Source organism: Streptomyces sp. NPDC026500 (genome assembly GCF_055567635.1).
The window spans coordinates 58,068-75,740 of record NZ_JBVHQB010000018.1; the positions used below are offsets into that span (position 1 = coordinate 58,068).

The following is a 17,673-nucleotide window of genomic DNA, read 5'->3' on the forward strand; positions in this document are numbered from 1 at the left end:
GGCCCGGACGCGCTGATGCGTTACGGGCGTGGATCCCGGTGGTCGCCGTCCGCCGCTTCGCAATCCGGAGCGGACTCCCCGTGGGCGTGGGGACGGACGCCGAACTCCCGCCGGTGCCGGCCGTCCCTCATGGGCGCGTAACCCTCCCGGGCTCTCGGTTGCACCGGAGCGCGGGGGACCCCCCAACAGCGCGTCCCAGACCAGCAAGGAACGACCATGGCGTCCAGCCTGACGAAGGACTCGGTGACTCCGGGAACCCCCGGTTCCGAGAAGACCTTCTTCGGCCACCCCCGCGGACTGGCCACTCTCTTCATGACCGAGATGTGGGAGCGTTTCTCCTACTACGGCATGAAGGCACTGCTCCCGCTGTACTTGGTGGCACCGGGCGGTCTGCACCTCAGCGCGGCCACCGCGACCGCGATCTACTCGGTGTACCTCTCCCTCGTGTACCTGCTCGCCCTGCCGGGCGGCTGGTTCGCCGACCGTGTCCTCGGCCCCCGCAAGACGGTCGCCGTCGCGGGCGTGATCATCATGCTGGGCCACCTCACGCTGGCTCTGCCCTCCTCCGGCACCTTCTACGCCGGCCTCGGCCTCGTGGCGATCGGTTCCGGTCTGCTGAAGGCCAACATCTCCACGATGGTGGGCCACCTCTACGAGGGCCCGGACGACGCGCGCCGTGACGGTGGCTTCACGCTGTTCTACGTCGGCATCAACCTCGGCGCCTTCGCCGCTCCGCTGATCATCGGCACCGTCGGTGAGAACGTGAACTGGCACCTGGGCTTCGCCCTCGCCGCGCTCGGCATGGCGCTGGGTCTCGCCCAGTACCTGCTCGGCGGCCGTCACCTCAGCGCCCGCTCGCACGAGGTCCCCACGCCTCTGACGGCCCAGGAGAAGTCCGCGACGCTGCGCAAGTCCGCACTGTGGGCCGCTGTCGCCGTCGTCTTCTACTCGATCGTCGGCTTCTCGGGCCACTACACGCTGAACTGGCTGCTGGTTCCGATCACGATCGCCGGTCTGGCCATCCCGGTCCTGGTCATCGGGCGCATCAAGCGGGACAAGTCCCTGGACCGTGCCGACCAGTCGAAGATGTCCGCGTACATCTGGTTCTTCGTCGCCGCGGCCGTCTTCTGGATGATCTACGACCAGGGCGGCTCGACGATGTCGATCTTCGCCGACGAGTCCGCGAAGAACACGATCTTCGGCTGGGAGTTCCCGGTCTCCTGGTACCAGTCCGTCAACCCGGTCATGATCATGGCGCTCGCCCCGGTCTTCGCCTGGGCGTGGCTGTGGCTGAACAAGCGCGGCAAGGAGCCGAGCACGGCGACGAAGTTCGCCTCGGGTCTCATCCTGATCGGCGCGTCGTTCTTCCTCTTCCTGGCCCCGCTGACGATCGCCGAGGGCGGTCACAAGGCGGCCGCGATGTGGCTGGTGGCGATCTACTTCGTGCAGACCGTCGGTGAACTGCTGCTCTCCCCGGTCGGCCTCTCCGTCACCACGAAGATGGCTCCGGCGAGGTACGCCTCCCAGATGATGGGTGTCTGGTTCCTGGCCGTCACCGCCGGTGACGCCACGACCGGTCTGCTCTCCATCGCCAACGTCGACCTCAACAAGACGGGCATCGTCGCGCTGGAGGCCACGCTCGCCGTGATCGCCGGTGCCGCAGTGTGGATGTACCGCAAGAAGGTCAAGGCGCTCATGGGCGACGTCCACTGACGTCAGGTCCAAGACACGGCGAAGGGCCGCCGCACCGTTCGGTGCGGCGGCCCTTCGCCGTTTGCGGGTCGGCCGGGCGTCGCCCGGCAGCCCGGCCGCCGTGGCCGCTCCTGCGCGCCGGCCGGCGGCCGGGGCGAGGACCGGATCGAGGGGCGCGGGCGCGGATCAGCGCGTCCGGCGCCCCGGCATGAAGGTGAAGACCGCGCCGCCGAGCAGGATGACCGTGCCCGCCACCAGTCCGAGCGCCTTGAGCGCGCTGTGGCTGTCGGAGCCCGTCTCCGCCAGGCCGCCGCTGGACGACGTACCGGCTGAACCGGAGCCGGACGAGGTGGACCCGCCGCCCGAGGCGCCGCTCGCCTGCTGCGAGGTGTCCAGGGTCAAGGAGACCTCCGACTTGGCCGGGGTGCAGGTCGTCGTCGTGCCCAGGGCCATCACGGTCAGCACACCCGGAGACAGGGTCGACGTACCGGTCGCGCCCGGCTTGTAGGTGCCTGTCAGGTCGGGGACCTCGATCGGGTCTCCGGACTTGATCGCCGCGGAGTTGGTCGGGCCCTCGACATGGACGGTGCCCTTGTCGGCGCCTCCGAGGGCCACCTCCATCGACGGCTTGACCGAGTCGGCGGGGATGTCGGCCGGGCTGTCCATCACGGACTTCTTGAACTGCACGGTCAGGTCGTAGCTCCCGCCGTTCTTCTTGGCGTTGATCTGCACGGGAGACGTGGCGTTCTTGTCTCCGATGGGCGTCTTGCACGCGTAGGCGACGGAGACCTCCTTGCCCGTGAAGTCCGTCTGCCCGCCGCTGCCGCCTCCGTCGGAACCGCCGCTGTCACTGCCTCCGTCGGTCCCGCCGCCACTCGGCGACGGGGTGGCCGACCCGGTCGGCAGCGTCGGCAGACCGGTCGGGAGAGTGGGCAGACCGGTCGGGAGAGTCGGGGTCGGGGTGCCGCCCGTCCCGCCGCTCGTCACCTTGATGGTCGCGGAGGAGTGCACCGTCTCCTTGGGCGTGCACTTGGTGTCGGTGGAGATCGGCTTGCTGACATTGATGTTGTACGCGTCCGGGGTGAGCGTGACATCGCCCGCCGCCGTCAGTTTCAGCTTGCCGGTCATGTCGGACAGCTTCATGGCGCTGTTCTTGGGGATCGCGGGGTTCTGCCGCGGTCCCTCCATCGCGATGTCCGCCGTCTGGGCGCCGGCCGCCTTCAGTGTGCCGGTCGGCTTGACGGTGTCCTTGTCGAGGTCGAGGACATCGGGGTTCTTGGAGGCGGCCTGGGTGAACTTCCAGGTGATGGTGACCTCGTCGCCCACCTTCGCCTCGGCGGGCGCGGTGATCTCCACCTTCGTGGTGCCCTCCACGGGAGGCAGCCCGGAGATCGACGGCGGAATGCATTCCGTCTTGTACGACACCTCGGCGGCCTGCGCCGGGGCGGCGGCCACTCCCAGCAGGATGCCCGCACCGCCGAGCATCAGCGCGACCCCGGCCGCGCCCGCTCTGCGTCCGCCGGCCGGTACCACTCTCCGTTGCGTGCTCACGTATGTCCCTTTCTCGTCTGCGTCGTCGGACCGTTCTCGTGCGGTGCGGAGAGCTGACCGTTCGCCGCGGTCCCCGGATCGTTGTCCGGGGTGAACCACGGCAGGGCCGGAACCGGGGAGGCCGAGGCGTCCGCCGGAGTCTGCTGGGTGGGGCTCGTCCTGGGCATGCGCAGCGTGAGCTCGGTCAGCCTCAGACCCCGGTGCCGCCCGGCCCGCCCGGTCGACCTGCGCGGGCGCACCCGGTCCACCACGGCCATGCCGGCGCGGAACACCGCGGCCGGGACGACCAAGCAGAGCAGGATCCAGAAGACGGTGACGCCCCAGGGGCGGCCCACGCCCCACGGCTGCTCGGCGAGCACCTTCCCGCCGTACTTCAGCGAGATCGTGTAGTCGCCGTGCGCCCCGGCCGACAGTTCGACCGGGAGCTCGATCTGTGCCTTGCGGCCGGGCGCGATGCTGCCGCGCCACTGCTGTTCGTCCCACTGCGGGGCGAACACCCCGTGGGAGGTGCCGACTTGGAAGACAGGGTTCTTCACCGGGGCGGTGCCGACGTTGCCGACCGTGAAGACGAGGGTGCGCGAGGGGGGCGATCCGAACCAGGTCAGCAGACCGCTCGACCCGTCGAGCCGGGTGTCGGTCAGCACCGAGAGCCGGCCGCCGCCCTCCTCCTTCGGCAGCGGCTCGACCGAGTGGCCGGCCACCATGAAGATGGCGTCCGCCTCGGCCTTCTCGCCGGTGACGGTGGCGACATGCACCACACAGGGGCACGGTTTGGGCGGCTCGGCGACCGGCAGATTCTTGCTGAAGCCGCCCTTGGCGTCGGTGGTGACGGCCCGCCCGTCGGCGTTGGCACAGGAGTTGGTGCCGCCGATCACCCCGCGCGAGGGCACGGACTGCCCGCAGATCAGCATCATCAGCAGCACCCCGGGCCGCCATCCGCTGCCGGTCACGGTGACCGAACCACTGGCACCCGCCTCGGACTTGGACAACGTCACGCTCGGTTTTCCGGCGGCTGACGCCGGGGACACCGAGACCGCCCCCGCCAACGGGACCAGGACGAGCGCCAGCACCGCCCCCAGCGCCGCCGTCCGCATCTTGCCGCCCAGGACGCTCACGACACCGCTCCCGTCAACTCGACTTCCGCGCGGGACTCTTCACTTGCCCCGCCGTCCTCCGTCCGGCGCCCGCGACGCCATGGCCCTCGCACCCCGGACCGCCCCCGATGCCGTACGACGAAGAAGGCGCCCACCGCCGCGAGGACACCTCCGGCCCCGGCCACCGCCCCCCACGGCACGAACCGCACCGACGCGGTCGCGGTGGAGCGCACGCCTCCCGACGCCGTCACCGTCAGCCGCAGGTCGGCCGCGTCGAGCGCCGGGGGGCCGGTCCACGGCTCGCGGAGCGTGACGCGGCGGCCCGGCAGGAGTTCGACGGGCAGGGCGCGCGGGGCGCGGTCGAGCAGGGTGCCGAAGACACCGTCGGCGTGCACGGCGAGCCGCGGAGCGAGAACCGTGGTTCCGCGGTTGACCAGCTCGTACGAGATCCGCCCGCCGCCCACCCGGACGTGCTCGACCGTCAGCGCCGACAACGTCGGTCCCGCCACGCGGAGTTGGACCCGGACCGCCGAGGTGCGGCCGCCGCCGCTCGCCACGATCGCGCCGGGGTGGTCGCCGGGCGCGACGCCGGCCGGGACCCCGATGGTGAACGGCACATCGGCGCGGGTGTGCGCCGGCACCCGTACGGACAGGTCGCGCACCGCGGTCCGGCGGCCGTCCTCGTGTCCGGCGAAGGCGATCCACGCGCCCGTGCCCGTCGGCCGTTCGCGCACGGTGAAGGCACCGTCGGCGGTGTTGTCCGCGTCGGCGCCGCGCAGCCGGACGGTGAGGGGCCGCGCACCCGGATTGAGCACGGACACGGAGTCCTGGAGGACCGTGCCGGGCGCGCCCTCCGCGTAGACGGAGGGCCGTCCGTCGGCCGCGCCGCCCGCGGCCGGCACCACGGACCAGCCCTCGGCGGCCAGGGCCGTCGGTGCCGCGCTCAGCAGCACCAGGGTCAGGCCCAGCACGCGGGCAGCGGGGAGTGCGTACGGCATGCGGCGGCTCCAGGTCGTGGTGCGGGAAGGTCAGCGGCGGACCGCCTGATGCCTGCGCGTCAGCCACAGCACGCCCGCCGCGCCCGCGAGCAGGACGGTGCCGCCGAGGGTGCCGAGCGCGATCACGGAGTCCTCGGGGCCGGTCTGCGGGAGCGAACCGCCGGAGTCGGTGCCGCTCTGGGTCCCGCTGGAACCCGAGGAGCCGGACGTCGAGGAGCCCGAACCGCCAGCGGCCGTGACGTCGAGGGTCAGCGAGGGCTTGGGGCTGTTCGAGGGCGTGCACGTGGTCGTGGTGCCGAGGGCCTTGATGGTGAGGACACCCGCGGTGAAGGTGACCTTGCCGGACTTCTTGGGCGTGTACGTGCCGCTCAAGTCATTGATCTTGATGGGGGTGTTGGCGGGGATGGCGGCCGCGTTGGCCGGTCCGCTGACCGCCACCGTGCCGCTGTCCGCGCCGCCCACCTTGATGACGGCGCTCGGCGTCATCGCGCCCTTGCCGAGTTCGACCGGGCTGGAGGAGACACCCTTCTGCCAGGACATGGTGAGCTTGTAGGCGCTGCCGCTCTTGACGCCCTTGATGTCGATGGGCGAGACGGCGCTCTTGTCGCCGATCGGCGTCTTGCACTGGTAGTTGACGTCCACCACGTCGGCCTGGGCTGCGGGGGCGGCCATCAGCACCGCCGAGCCGGCCAGGGCCGCGGCGAACGCGAGCGCGGCGGTTCGTTTCTGGTACGTCCGGTACGACACGGGCCTGCCCCTCATTCCTGACGGCATCCTTGGCATTTTTCCTGACGGAACATCAGATCGGCCGTCAAGGTACGCCCGGGGACTTGTGGAGGGAAGACAAAGTGCGCGCCGGATCCGTGGGGATCCGGCGCGCACCGGGTGACGTACGAAGAAGGGTTCGAACCGCGGGTAACCAAAGGCGGACACCGGCAGGGCGGTTCGCGGGGGTGATCCGGGAGAGCGCCCCGGCCGCGACCCAACCAGTTGAACCCGTCGGGCAGTTCACGACAGCGGCCCAGAAGGACGACCCCGTTGGGCGATTCGGGACGCCCTCCCGGGAGCACACTTCGGGACGGCCGTCCGGGAAGAGGCTCGGGTGAGCGGTCCGTCGACGACGAGCACGGGCAGCCCAGTTGGGCGCCCGACGTGGCCGACCGGCTGATCGCCCTGGGCAGAACGACGAACCGGGCGGCCGGGGTGCGCGAACAGTTCAGGCAGGCCCGTCGACCGGGGCGAGCGGCCTGCACAGACGGGCCACCCGGCCGGGGCGAGGGGGCTCAGCGGACAGGCCGCCCGGCCGGGGCAAGGGGCTCAGCAGGCAGGCCGTTGGCGGGGGCGGATGGGCTGAGCGGGCAGGTCGGCGGGGGCCGGCAGGCCGAGCACGGGAACAGGTTGGCCGCGGCGAGCGGGCCGAGCACGCAGGCCGGCGGCCAGGCGAGCGGGCCGGGCGTGCGAACCGGCGGGCCGGGCAAGCGGGCCGAGCACGCAGGCCGGGCGGCAGGGCGCGCGAACCGGCGGGCCACGGCGAGCGGTCAGGCCGCTCGGCCGGGGCAAAGGGGCTCAGCGGGCAGGCCGTTGGCGGGGGCGGACGGGCTGAGCGGGCAGGCCGGGCGGGCCGTTGGCGGGGGCGGACGGGCTGAGCGGGCAGGCCGGGCGGGCCGTTGGCGGGGGCGGACGGGCTGAGCAGGCAGGCCGGGCAGGCTACGCCGGGGCCCCGAGCTCCGCCCATACGGTCTTGCCCGCGACTCCGGGCGTCCGCACGACCCCCCAGTCCAGGCAGAGCCGCTGCACGATGAACATGCCGTGGCCACCGGGGCGTCCGGCACGGTGCGGGGTGCGCGGAGCGGGCTGGCCGGCCCCGCGGTCGGAGACCTCGATGCGCAGCACCTTGTTGTCGCAGGAGATCCGGAGTTCGTCCGGGCCCTCGGCGTGCAGACAGGCGTTGGTGACCAGCTCGGAGACGACCAGCAGGACGTCCTCGGCGGCCGCCCGCCGGTCGGCGCTCTCGGCGGGCAGCCAGCCCCACGCGTACAACGCCTGCCGGGCGAAGTCGCGGGCCAGCGGCACGACGCCGCTCTCGCCGTCGAGGCTCAGACTGCGGGCTTGGCGGCCGACGGGCGCGGGTGCCGCGCCCGCCGGGGAGGCTCCGTCGACGGGCGTCCCGCCGTCCACGGGTGCCACGCCCCGCGCGGACACCGCGGAAGCGCCGCCGTCGCCCGGCTCCGGGCCGCGGTCGCCCGGCGAGCAAGGCCGGGTGGTGCTCATCAGCGCTTCACCTCACCGATTCACCGGTTCACGATTCAAGACTCTCAAGACTCAGTACGCAGTACTCAGTACGGATGGATCAACGGCTTTCGCCGCTTGTGGATCAACGACTTCCGCCGCGCCGGCTGCCGTCATATGCGCTGCCGATGCATCCAGGATGTCTCCTGCCCGACGGAACCGTCCGAACACCCACTTATTCGGCACGGAACCTGTGACGCGAGTAACGCGTCGCTCACTCAGGGGCATCTGGGACATTGACGGCGCCATGATCGAAGGCCCGCCGGATCAGTCGGACAGGGCCGCTTCGAGCGTGTCGTGCACGGTGAAGACGGCCTCCGCCCCGGTGATCTCGAAGACCCGGGCCACCACCGGCTGCATCGCGGCCAGGTGGACGCCACCACCCGCCGCCTCGGCCTTAAGCCGGGCACCGAGCAGCACATTGAGCCCGGTGGAGTCACAGAACTCCAGACGGGAGCAATCGATGACGAGCCGCGCATACCCCTTACCGAGGCACTCCTCGAGTGGCTCACGCAACAAATCGGCCGTGTGGTGATCGAGCTCACCCGCGGGGGTCACGACGGCACTTGTGCCCTCTTCCCGCACCTCGACAAGAAGCCGGCCAGACTGTGCGCTGCCGACCGTCCCGCGGTCCATGCCGTCTCTCTCCCGAGCGTCGCTACTGCTGATGTACGCACTCGAACACTACGCCTTCTCTACGTCACCCGACACCCGAACAACCCCCCGAAAATGGACATTTCACCACAGACGACACTTGCGGTGAGTTCGGGAAACCGGGTAGGGCTAGTACAGACAGCTATTCGACCCGGCCGGCTTTGGAGGCGCCGCACACCGCAGTGCACGTACAGGCATCGGCGGCCATATGCCGAGAACGATGGAGGACACCATGTCACCCCGGCTCGACGCATCGCAGACCCGGACGGCGACGTCGACACCTTCTCCGGATCCCCTGGAGCACGTCGACGAAACCGGAACCGACGGAACCGACGGACTCACCGGACTCGACGGGCTTCCGGAGATCCCCCCGTACGACGAGGTGGGGCCGGTGGACGCACGGGCTCTGTCCAAGACACTCTTCGCGCGACTGGAGTCCCTCGAAGAGGGCACGCACGACTACGCGTATGTCCGCAACACACTCGTCGAACTCAACCTCGCGCTGGTGAAGTTCGCCGCCTCCCGCTTCCGTTCACGCAGTGAGCCGATGGAGGACATCATCCAGGTCGGCACCATCGGCCTGATCAAGGCGATCGACCGGTTCGAACTGAGCCGCGGTGTCGAGTTCCCCACCTTCGCGATGCCGACGATCATCGGCGAGATCAAGCGCTTCTTCCGCGACACGTCCTGGTCGGTGCGGGTACCCCGCAGGCTTCAGGAACTCCGGCTCGACCTGGCCAAGGCCGGCGACGAGCTGGCCCAGCGCCTCGACCGCGCCCCGACCGTGGGTGAACTGGCGGCACGCCTCGGCATCAGCAACGACGAGGTCGTCGAGGGCATGGCCGCGTCGAACGCCTACACGGCCAGTTCGCTGGACGCCCAGCCCGAGGAGGACGACTCCGAGGGCGCGCTCGCGGACCGCATCGGCTACGAGGACAACGGACTCGAGGGCATCGAGTACGTGGAGTCCCTCAAGCCGCTGATCGCGGAACTCCCGCAGCGCGACCGGCAGATCCTCTCGCTGCGCTTCGTGGCGAACATGACCCAGTCCGAGATCGGCGACGAACTCGGCATCTCCCAGATGCATGTCTCCCGGCTGCTGTCGCGCACCCTCGTGCGACTCCGGAAGGGCTTGACCGTCGAGGAGTGACAGGGCTTCGTGGCCCACGGGGCCGCGCATCCGAGCGGTCCGGCGCCTGCAGCGCCGGACCGCTCCTTCCTTGGCCGCCGCCACTCCGGTCTGCGTTCCGACTGCCCGGCCCGGTCTCCCTTCAGACGGCCCGGCCCCGCCTGCATTCCGCCCGGCCCGGCCTCCATTCCGGCCGCCCGGCCCGGCCAACATTCCGCCCACCCCGGCATCCGGAGAACTTCCGCGCCGCACAGGGAGCTTCTGTGCTGCCCAGGCAACTTCTGTGCCACGCAGGGAAGTTCGGCGCCGCTCCGCGAGGAAATCCACTCTTCAACTCTTTCCCCAAGAGACCAACCCCGCCACTATGGGCATCCCAAACTGGCTGGTACGTCAGGACGGGACGAGCACGCACCAGGTGTGGGAAGGCGGACGAACATGGCGCAGAGCGACCCGGCCGACAGAGACACAGCGGCCGAGGGCAACGGGCTGCCCGCGGAAGCGTCCGACGCACGGCTGACCGAGCTGCTGCGCGGCGGCACCTCGACCGCGTACGCCGCCCTCCAGGAGCTCCGCGGACGCCACCGCGCCTCGGTCCTCGCCTACGCCCGGCTGTGCACCACCGGCGAGTCCGGGGCCGGACAGCTCGCGGCGCAGACCTTCACCCTCGCGGCCCGCGAGACGGCGCGCGGCATCGATCCGAACGTCCCGTGGCGGCACCAACTCCTGCTGCTGGCCGGGCGGGTGGCCGCCTCGTGGGCCAGGGACCAGCGGGCCGCCGGCCTCGACCCCGGTCTGCTCCTGGTCCTCAGCACGGCGGGCCCCGACGGTCCCGTCCCGTCGCTGCTCCCCGCCTTCCAGTCCCTGGCGTCCCGTGCCCAGGGCCTCATCTGGTACGCGATCGTGGAGGGCGAGTCCGCGGAACGGACGGCGGTCCTGCTCGGACTCACTCCCGGGGACATCACGTACGGCACGGACCAGGCGCTCCAGTCCCTGGGCCAGGCCTGTCTGAGGTACCGGCTGGCCGCCTCCGACGATCCGCGCTGCGGAGACTTCCGCCGGCTGATCGAGGAGTCGGTCCGGCCCGACAACCCCCGTTCCAGCACCGACCTGCACAACCACATGGCGCGCTGCGCGCACTGCTCGACCGCGTACGACGAACTGACCGCCCTGCGCGACCATCCGCGCTCCGCCCTGGCCGAGGGCCTGCTGCCGTGGGCGGGTACGGCGTACGTCACGAACGACGTGCCCGGGGCGGGGCCCGTCCCGCCCGAAACCCCCACCCGTACAAGGGCGTCGGCGCTGCCCTGGCCGCCGTCCCGCCGGTTCGTGCTGACCTCGGCGACGGCGCTCGGCGTGGCCCTGGCGCCGGTCCTGTTCCTGCTGCTCTCCTCGGGCGGCGCGCCCTCGACGGACGCGGCGGGCTCGGTCTCCACGCCCTCGGGCCCGCCTCCGGTGACCGTCACGGCCACGGTCCCGGTCACCCCGTCGGCCCCCGCTGCCTCGCCCTCGGCGACCTCCGCGTCACCCTCCCCGACCCACAGTTCGGCGCCGCCGAGGTCACCGAGCCCGAAGCCGACCCCGACCGTCACGTTCCGCCCGCCGGGCAGCGTCTACGCCCAGGTGGTGAACGTCGCCTCGGGTCTGTGCCTGGACATCCGCGACGGTGATCTGACGAAGGGCACGGACGTCGTGACGGCGCCCTGCAGCTCCTCCTCCACCCAGCGCTGGCGCGTCGACACGGACAGTGCTTCCCTGCGGTCCGCCGCCGACGACAGCTTCTGTCTGGACAGCCGCGGCTCCGTCGACAACGGCGTGGGCATCTGGGAGTGCTCCTCGCTCGACGGCGACCACGGCGACAACCTGCGGTTCACGGTCGACGGGGACGGCGTCATCCGCCCGGCCGTGGCCATCGAGACGGCGGTCACGCCGGACGGCGACGACGGGCTGTCGCTGGTGCCGCTGAACGGGGGCACCGGCCAGCGCTGGCGCGCGGGCGCCCTCTGACCGCCTTTTCGAATCCCCTCCGGATTCCCTCCGGATCCCCATACCGTCCGGATCCCCCGACGGCCCACCCCTCGGACCAAGCCGAGCCCACCCCTCGAATCCGCAGGGCCCGCACCTTCGGACCGGCCGACCCGCACCCTCGGACCCGCAGGGCTCACGCCTCGGACCCACCGAGCCCGCCCCCTCGGACCCGCAGGGCCCGCATCTTCGGGTCTGCCGACCCGCACTCTCGGACCTCGAAGCCGCCGAGCCCGCACCCTCGGACCCGCAGGGCCCGCATCTTCGGACCGGCAGACCCGCACCCTCGGACCAGCCGAGCCCGCACCCTCGGACCGGCAGACCCGCACCCTCGCCCGTTCGGCCCGCCGCCCGTCAGGGCGCGGGCCACGGACCGCCGGATTCTCAGACCTCGCGGACGCCGCGTCGCCAGACACCGGTGACCAGCGGGACGCCCGGACGGTAGGCGAGGTGGACGTGGCTGGGGGCGTCCAGCAGGACCAGGTCCGCGTAGGCGCCCGGCACGAGTCGCCCGACGTCGTCCCGGCGCAGGGCCTTCGCGCCGCCCGCGGTCGCCGACCACATGGCCTCGTCCGGGGTCATCCGCATGTCCCGCACCGCGAGCGCGATACAGAAGGGCACGGACGACGTGAAGGACGAGCCGGGGTTGCAGTCGGTGGACAGCGCGACCGTGACACCCGCGTCGATCAGCCGCCGGGCGTTCGGCCACTCGGCACGGGTGGAGAACTCGGCGCCGGGGAGCAGGGTCGCCACGGTGTCACCGCTCGCGAGGGCGTCGACGTCCGCGTCCGTCAGGTGCGTGCAGTGGTCGGCGCTCGCCGCGTCCAGCTCGACGGCGAGCTGGACTCCGGGGCCGTACGAGAGCTGGTTGGCGTGCACGCGCGGGTGCAGGCCCTTCGCCTTGCCGGCCGTGAGGATCGCCCGCGCCTGGTCGCCGTCGAAGGCGCCCTTCTCGCAGAAGACGTCCACCCAACGGGCGTACGGGGCACAGGCGTCGAGCATCTCGCCGGTCACCAGGGCGACATAGCCGGCCGGGTCGTCGGCGTAGTCGGGCGGGACGATGTGCGCGCCGAGGTAGGTGACCTCGTCGGTGTGCGACGCGGCGATGCGCAGCGCGCGGGCCTCGTCCTCGACGGTCAGGCCGTAGCCCGACTTGGTCTCGAAGGTCGTGGTGCCCTGGCGGAGGGCTTCGCGCAGGTAGCGCGTGAGGTTGTGCTCCAGTTCCTCGTCGGAGGCGGCGCGGGTGGCGGCGACGGTGGTGCGGATGCCCCCCGCGCTGTACGCGCGGCCGGACATCCGGGCGTTGAACTCCTGGGTGCGGTCACCGGCGAAGACCAGGTGCGAGTGGGAGTCGACGAAGCCCGGGATCACCGCGCGGCCACCGGCGTCGACCCGGTTGTCAGTGGCGGGTGCTTTGCTTGATTCACCGGTCCACGCGATGCGGTCGCCGTCGATGACGACGGCCGCGTCCTGGATCAGACCGAGGGGAGAACCGTCGCCCAGGGAGGGATCGTTGGTGACCAGACTGGCGATGTTGGTGATGACGGTCGTGCTGCTCATGGCGTCCTCAGGGGTGGCGGGACTGCTGGTGGGCGGCATCGGGCGCGCGAGGTCGGGCCCGTGTCCGGGTTTCAGGAGCGCAGGGCTTCGACGGCGTCCGCGAGAGCTGCCGGCACATCCTGTACGAGGGTGTGCGCGCCGTCGCGTACGACGTGCCGGCCCGCCACGACCGTGTGCCGGACATCGGCGGCCGTGGCCGCGAATACGGCGGTCTCGGCGCCGAGGCGTGGCACCGGTCCCGCTGTTCTGACCGAGTCGAGCGCGATCGTGGTGAAGTCGGCGAGCGCGCCCGTCGCGATGCTGCCCGCGTCGTCCCAGCCGAGGGCCGCGTGGCCGTCGGCGGAGGCTGCGCGCAGCAGGGCGGCGGCCGTCCAGTGACCGCGGGTGCGGGTGCGCAGCCGCTCGTTCAGCTCCATCGCGCGGGCCTCTTCGAGGAGGTCGATGACGGCGTGGCTGTCGGAGCCGAGCGAGAGGGGTGAGCCCGCGCGCTGGAGGGCGACGGCGGGGCCGATGCCGTCGGCGAGGTCGCGTTCGGTGGTCGGGCACATGCAGGTGCCGGTGCCGGAGTCACCGAGCAGGGCGATGTCCTCGTCCGTGAGGTGCGTGTTGTGGACGCCGGTGGTCCGCGGGCCGAGGACCCCGTGGTCGGCGAGCAGTCGGGTGGGCGTGCAGCCGTGGGTGGCGTGGCAGGCCTCGTTCTCCGCCGTCTGCTCGGACAGGTGCACATGGAGCGGGGCGCGCCGCTCCTCGGCCCAGCGCGCCACGGTGGCGAGCTGTCCGGCGGGCACGGCCCGTACGGAGTGGATCGCCGCACCGATCCGTGCGTGATCCCGGTCCTTGAGAAGTGAAGAGCGTTCCGCCCAGGCGTCGGCGGTGCCGTCGGAGAAGCGCCGCTGGTGCGGGTTGGGCGGCTGCCCGAAGCCGGAGGAGAGGTAGGCCGTGTCGAGCAGGGTGATGCGGATCCCGGCGTCGGCGGCGGCGGCGATGAGTGCCTCGCCCATGGCGTTGGGGTCGGCGTAGGGGGTGCCGTCGTGGGCGTGGTGCACGTAGTGGAACTCCCCCACGGCGGTGACTCCGGCGAGCGCCATCTCCGCGTACACCGCGCGGGCCAGCGCGTGGTAGGTCTCCGGGGTCAGCCGGTCCGCGAAGGAGTACATGATCTCGCGCCAGGTCCAGAAGGTGCCGGAGCCGACCTGGACGGTGCCGCGCAGGGCGCGGTGGAAGGCGTGCGAGTGGGCATTGGCGAGACCGGGGAGGGTGAGTCCGCGGAGGATCTCGGCGCCCGGCGGCGGGGTGTCGACGCCCGTGCGGACGTCGGTGACGCGGCCCTGTGCCCCGGCTTCGGAGCCGCCGGCCGACACGGTCACCGCGACGCCCGGCTCGACGTTCGTGTCGAGCCAGGCGTGTTCCAGCCAGTACGTCTGCGTCACCTGCAGGCCAGCCCTTCGAGTACGTCGGCGAGTGCGGTCACCCCGGCCACGCAGTCGTCCTCGGCGGCGTACTCGGCCGGGGAGTGCGAGACACCCGTGGGGTTGCGTACGAACAGCATGGCGGTCGGGACGGTGCCGGAGAGGATTCCGGCATCGTGTCCGGCCCCCGTCCCCAGAACGGGGACGCTCAGGACGGCGTCCCGCTCCTTGCCCAGGATGCGGGCGAGTTCGTCGCGCAGGGCGTGCTCGAACTCGACGACAGGGGTGAACGACTCGCGGACCACGTCGAGTTCGACGCCCTGCGCGTCCGCGTACTCGCGCGCCGCCTTCTCGACGCCGGTGACGACCGTGTCCAGGGTCGCCTGATCGGCGGCGCGCGAGTCGAGCCAGCCGCGCACCAGGGAGGGAATGGCGTTCACGCCGTTCGGCTCGACGGCGATCTTGCCGAACGTGGCGACGGCGCCCGCGAGTCGGGCCTCGCGGCGGGCGGCGAGGACGGTCTCGGCGTACGGCAGCATCGGGTCGTGGCGGTCCACGAGGCGGGTCGTGCCGGCGTGGTTGGCCTCGCCGCGGAAGTCGAAGCGCCAGCGGCCGTGCGGCCAGATGGCACTGGCGATGCCGACCTGGTCGCCGCCGAGGTCGAGGGCGCGGCCCTGCTCGACGTGCAGTTCGACGAAGGCGCCGATCCGGCCGAGCCGCTCGGGGTCGGGGCCGATGGTGCCCGCGTCGTATCCGGCCCGCTCCATGGCCTGCGGCAGGGTGATGCCGTCGGCGTCGGTCAGCCGGTGCGCCTGTTCGACGGTGAGCTGCCCGGCGGCCAGCCGGGAGCCGACGCAGGCGAGCCCGAACCGGGCGCCCTCCTCGTCGCCGAAGTTGACGATGGCGAGGGGCTTGGTGAACTGCACGCCCCGGGCGCGGAGTTCATCGAGGGCGGCGAAGGAGGAGACGACACCGAGGGGGCCGTCGAAGGCGCCGCCGTCGGGCACGGAGTCCAGGTGGGATCCGGTGACCACGGCGTCCCCCGCGGCGGGGTCGCCGAGCCAGGCCCACTGGTTGCCGTTGCGGTCGAGCTCGTAGGTCAGTCCGCGGGATTCGGCCTGCTGCCTGAACCAGGCGCGGCACTCGGTGTCGGCCCCGGTCCAGGCGAACCGGCGGTAGCCGCCGGAGGCGGAGCTGCGGCCGATCGGCAGCAGCTCCGCCCACATGCTGTGGAACGTCACGCGTCGTCACCCTCGCGCATCGGGATGCGCACACCACGCTCGTCCGCGACGGACTCGGCGATGTCGTAGCCGGCGTCGACGTGGCGGATGACACCCATGCCGGGGTCGTTCGTCAGCACGCGGCGGATCTTCTCGCCGGCGAGCTTGGTGCCGTCGGCCACGGAGACCTGGCCCGCGTGGATGGAGCGGCCCATGCCGACGCCGCCGCCGTGGTGGATGGAGACCCAGGAGGCGCCCGAGGCGACGTTCACCATGGCGTTCAGCAGCGGCCAGTCGGCGATCGCGTCGGAGCCGTCGAGCATGGCCTCGGTCTCGCGGTACGGGGAGGCGACGGAGCCGCAGTCGAGGTGGTCGCGGCCGATGGCGAGGGGGGCGGCGAGTTCGCCGGACGCCACCATGTCGTTGAAGCGCTCGCCTGCCTTGTCGCGCTCGCCGTAGCCGAGCCAGCAGATACGGGCGGGCAGGCCCTGGAAGTGGACGCGCTCGCCGGCCAGCTTGATCCAGCGGTGCAGGGACTCGTTCTCCGGGAAGAGGTCGAGGATCGCCTTGTCCGTCTTGTGGATGTCGGAGGCCTCGCCGGAGAGGGCCGCCCAGCGGAAGGGGCCCTTGCCCTCGGAGAAGAGGGGGCGGATGTAGGCGGGGACGAAGCCGGGGAAGGCGAAGGCGCGGTCGTACCCGGCGAGCTGGGCCTCTCCGCGGATCGAGTTGCCGTAGTCGAAGACCTCGGCGCCGGCGTCCATGAAGCCGACCATGGCCTCGACGTGCTTGGCCATGGACTCGCGGGCGCGGGTGGTGAAGCCCGCCGGGTCCTTGGCGGCCGCGTCGGCCATGTCGTCGAAGTCGATGCCGATGGGGAGGTAGGCGAGCGGGTCGTGGGCCGAGGTCTGGTCGGTCACGATGTCGATGGGGGCGCCCTCGGCGAGCATCCGCGGCAGCAGCTCGGCCGCGTTGCCGAGGAGGCCGATGGAGAGCGGCTTGCGCTGGTCGCGGGCCTCGACGGCGAGCTGGAGGGCGTGCTCCAGGGAGTCGGCCTTCACGTCCAGGTAGCGGTGCTCGATGCGGCGCTCGATGGCGCGCGGGTCGACGTCGATGCAGATCGCGACGCCGTCGTTCATCGTCACGGCGAGCGGCTGGGCGCCGCCCATGCCGCCGAGACCGGCGGTCAGCGTGATCGTGCCGGCGAGGGTGCCGTTGAACTTCTTCGCGGCGACGGCGGAGAAGGTCTCGTAGGTGCCCTGGAGGATGCCCTGGGTACCGATGTAGATCCAGGAACCGGCGGTCATCTGGCCGTACATGGTGAGGCCGAGGGCCTCCAGGCGCCGGAACTCCTCCCAGTTCGCCCAGTCGCCGACCAGGTTGGAGTTGGCGATGAGGACGCGCGGGGCCCACTCGTGGGTCTGCATGACGCCGACGGGGCGGCCGGACTGGACGAGCATCGTCTCGTCCTGCTTGAGCGTCCTGAGCGTGCGGACCATGGCGTCGAAGGAGCGCCAGTCACGGGCGGCCTTGCCGGTGCCGCCGTAGACGACGAGCTTGTCGGGGTGCTCGGCGACCTCTGGGTCGAGGTTGTTCTGCAGCATCCGCAGGGCGGCTTCCTGCTGCCATCCCAGGGCGCTCAGTTCCGTACCGCGCGGTGCTCGGACGGGGCGGGGTCCTGACATGGTCTGCCTCCTAGCGAACTGTTGCTGTAGATATTCACATCCTGGCTCTTTGAATAGAGCTAGTCAATAGCTGCACGGCCCCGCACGCGCTCCTCCCGGATGTTTGGCTGGGATGTATGGGCGCAGACATGGACAGGGCAGGGGATCCGGCGGGCGACGGGGCGAGTGGGGCTGCGATGTCTTCGGCAGAGGCTTCGAGGACGCCTTCGGGCGACGCGACGGCGAACGAAGGCGAGGGGACGGACGGGGACGGGGGCCCGACGGCGACGGACGGGGACAGCAGGACGGCAGACGGCGACGGGACGAGGGACGGGGACGGGACGACGGCGAACGGCGACGGGACGACGAACGGCGACCGGACGGCCACGAACGG

Annotated in this window: 13 protein-coding genes; 3 read left to right on the forward strand and 10 right to left on the reverse strand. The window is 71.7% G+C overall.

All coding sequences use genetic code 11. The features are described from left to right. Positions 1-216 precede the first annotated feature (216 nt). A complete protein-coding gene (locus ACZ4N5_RS29140) occupies positions 217-1,713 on the forward strand; it encodes an oligopeptide:H+ symporter (protein ID WP_467760018.1) in 1,497 nt (498 codons plus the stop codon). Between the two features lie 165 nt (positions 1,714-1,878). Here the strand turns inward: ACZ4N5_RS29140 and ACZ4N5_RS29145 are convergent, their stop codons facing one another. The 6 genes from ACZ4N5_RS29145 to ACZ4N5_RS29170 form a co-directional block, all read right to left on the reverse strand. After that, positions 1,879-3,177 carry a hypothetical protein gene (locus ACZ4N5_RS29145; protein WP_467760136.1) on the reverse strand — a complete coding sequence of 433 codons (1,299 nt, stop codon included), beginning with the start codon at positions 3,175-3,177 and terminating at the stop codon, positions 1,879-1,881. Positions 3,178-3,239: 62 nt separating this feature from the next. Further along, complete coding sequence (locus ACZ4N5_RS29150) at positions 3,240-4,337, reverse strand: hypothetical protein (protein ID WP_467760137.1); 1,098 nt, start codon at positions 4,335-4,337, stop codon at positions 3,240-3,242. A gap of 17 nt (positions 4,338-4,354) precedes the next feature. Then, positions 4,355-5,335 carry a COG1470 family protein gene (locus ACZ4N5_RS29155; protein WP_467760019.1) on the reverse strand — a complete coding sequence of 327 codons (981 nt, stop codon included), beginning with the start codon at positions 5,333-5,335 and terminating at the stop codon, positions 4,355-4,357. A 30-nt stretch (positions 5,336-5,365) separates the two neighbouring features. Then, positions 5,366-6,097 (reverse strand): LPXTG cell wall anchor domain-containing protein, encoded by a 732-nt coding sequence (locus tag ACZ4N5_RS29160; RefSeq protein WP_467760020.1) that lies wholly within the window; start codon positions 6,095-6,097, stop codon positions 5,366-5,368. Between the two features lie 945 nt (positions 6,098-7,042). Further along, positions 7,043-7,606: an ATP-binding protein gene (locus ACZ4N5_RS29165; RefSeq protein ID WP_467760021.1), complete on the reverse strand. Its 564-nt coding sequence runs from the start codon at positions 7,604-7,606 to the stop codon at positions 7,043-7,045. 285 nt (positions 7,607-7,891) lie between these two features. Beyond that, the gene (locus ACZ4N5_RS29170; RefSeq protein WP_467760022.1) at positions 7,892-8,260 is read right to left on the reverse strand and encodes an STAS domain-containing protein; all 369 of its coding nucleotides are present in this window, start codon (positions 8,258-8,260) and stop codon (positions 7,892-7,894) included. Between the two features lie 238 nt (positions 8,261-8,498). On the opposite strand from ACZ4N5_RS29170, the gene ACZ4N5_RS29175 reads away from it, so the two are divergent. Beyond that, positions 8,499-9,428: an RNA polymerase sigma factor SigF gene (locus ACZ4N5_RS29175; protein ID WP_467760023.1), complete on the forward strand. Its 930-nt coding sequence runs from the start codon at positions 8,499-8,501 to the stop codon at positions 9,426-9,428. Positions 9,429-9,842: 414 nt separating this feature from the next. Beyond that, the gene (locus ACZ4N5_RS29180) at positions 9,843-11,411 is read left to right on the forward strand and encodes a ricin-type beta-trefoil lectin domain protein (RefSeq protein WP_467760024.1); all 1,569 of its coding nucleotides are present in this window, start codon (positions 9,843-9,845) and stop codon (positions 11,409-11,411) included. Positions 11,412-11,813: 402 nt separating this feature from the next. Here the strand turns inward: ACZ4N5_RS29180 and hutI are convergent, their stop codons facing one another. The 4 genes from hutI to hutU are packed head-to-tail and all read right to left on the reverse strand — an operon-like array spanning position 11,814 to position 17,300. Further along, positions 11,814-13,028, reverse strand: coding sequence for an imidazolonepropionase (hutI, locus tag ACZ4N5_RS29185; protein WP_467760025.1), 1,215 nt, complete (start codon positions 13,026-13,028; stop codon positions 11,814-11,816). 32 nt (positions 13,029-13,060) lie between these two features. Continuing rightward, positions 13,061-14,419 carry a formimidoylglutamate deiminase gene (locus tag ACZ4N5_RS29190; protein ID WP_467760026.1) on the reverse strand — a complete coding sequence of 453 codons (1,359 nt, stop codon included), beginning with the start codon at positions 14,417-14,419 and terminating at the stop codon, positions 13,061-13,063. Next, positions 14,416-15,639, reverse strand: a complete 1,224-nt coding sequence (locus tag ACZ4N5_RS29195; RefSeq protein WP_467760027.1) for an allantoate amidohydrolase — start codon at positions 15,637-15,639, stop codon at positions 14,416-14,418. The genes ACZ4N5_RS29190 and ACZ4N5_RS29195 overlap by 4 nt, the downstream gene beginning before the upstream one ends. Continuing rightward, positions 15,636-17,300 (reverse strand): urocanate hydratase, encoded by a 1,665-nt coding sequence (hutU, locus tag ACZ4N5_RS29200; protein WP_467760028.1) that lies wholly within the window; start codon positions 17,298-17,300, stop codon positions 15,636-15,638. The genes ACZ4N5_RS29195 and hutU overlap by 4 nt, the downstream gene beginning before the upstream one ends. Between the last annotated feature and the right edge of the window lie 373 nt (positions 17,301-17,673).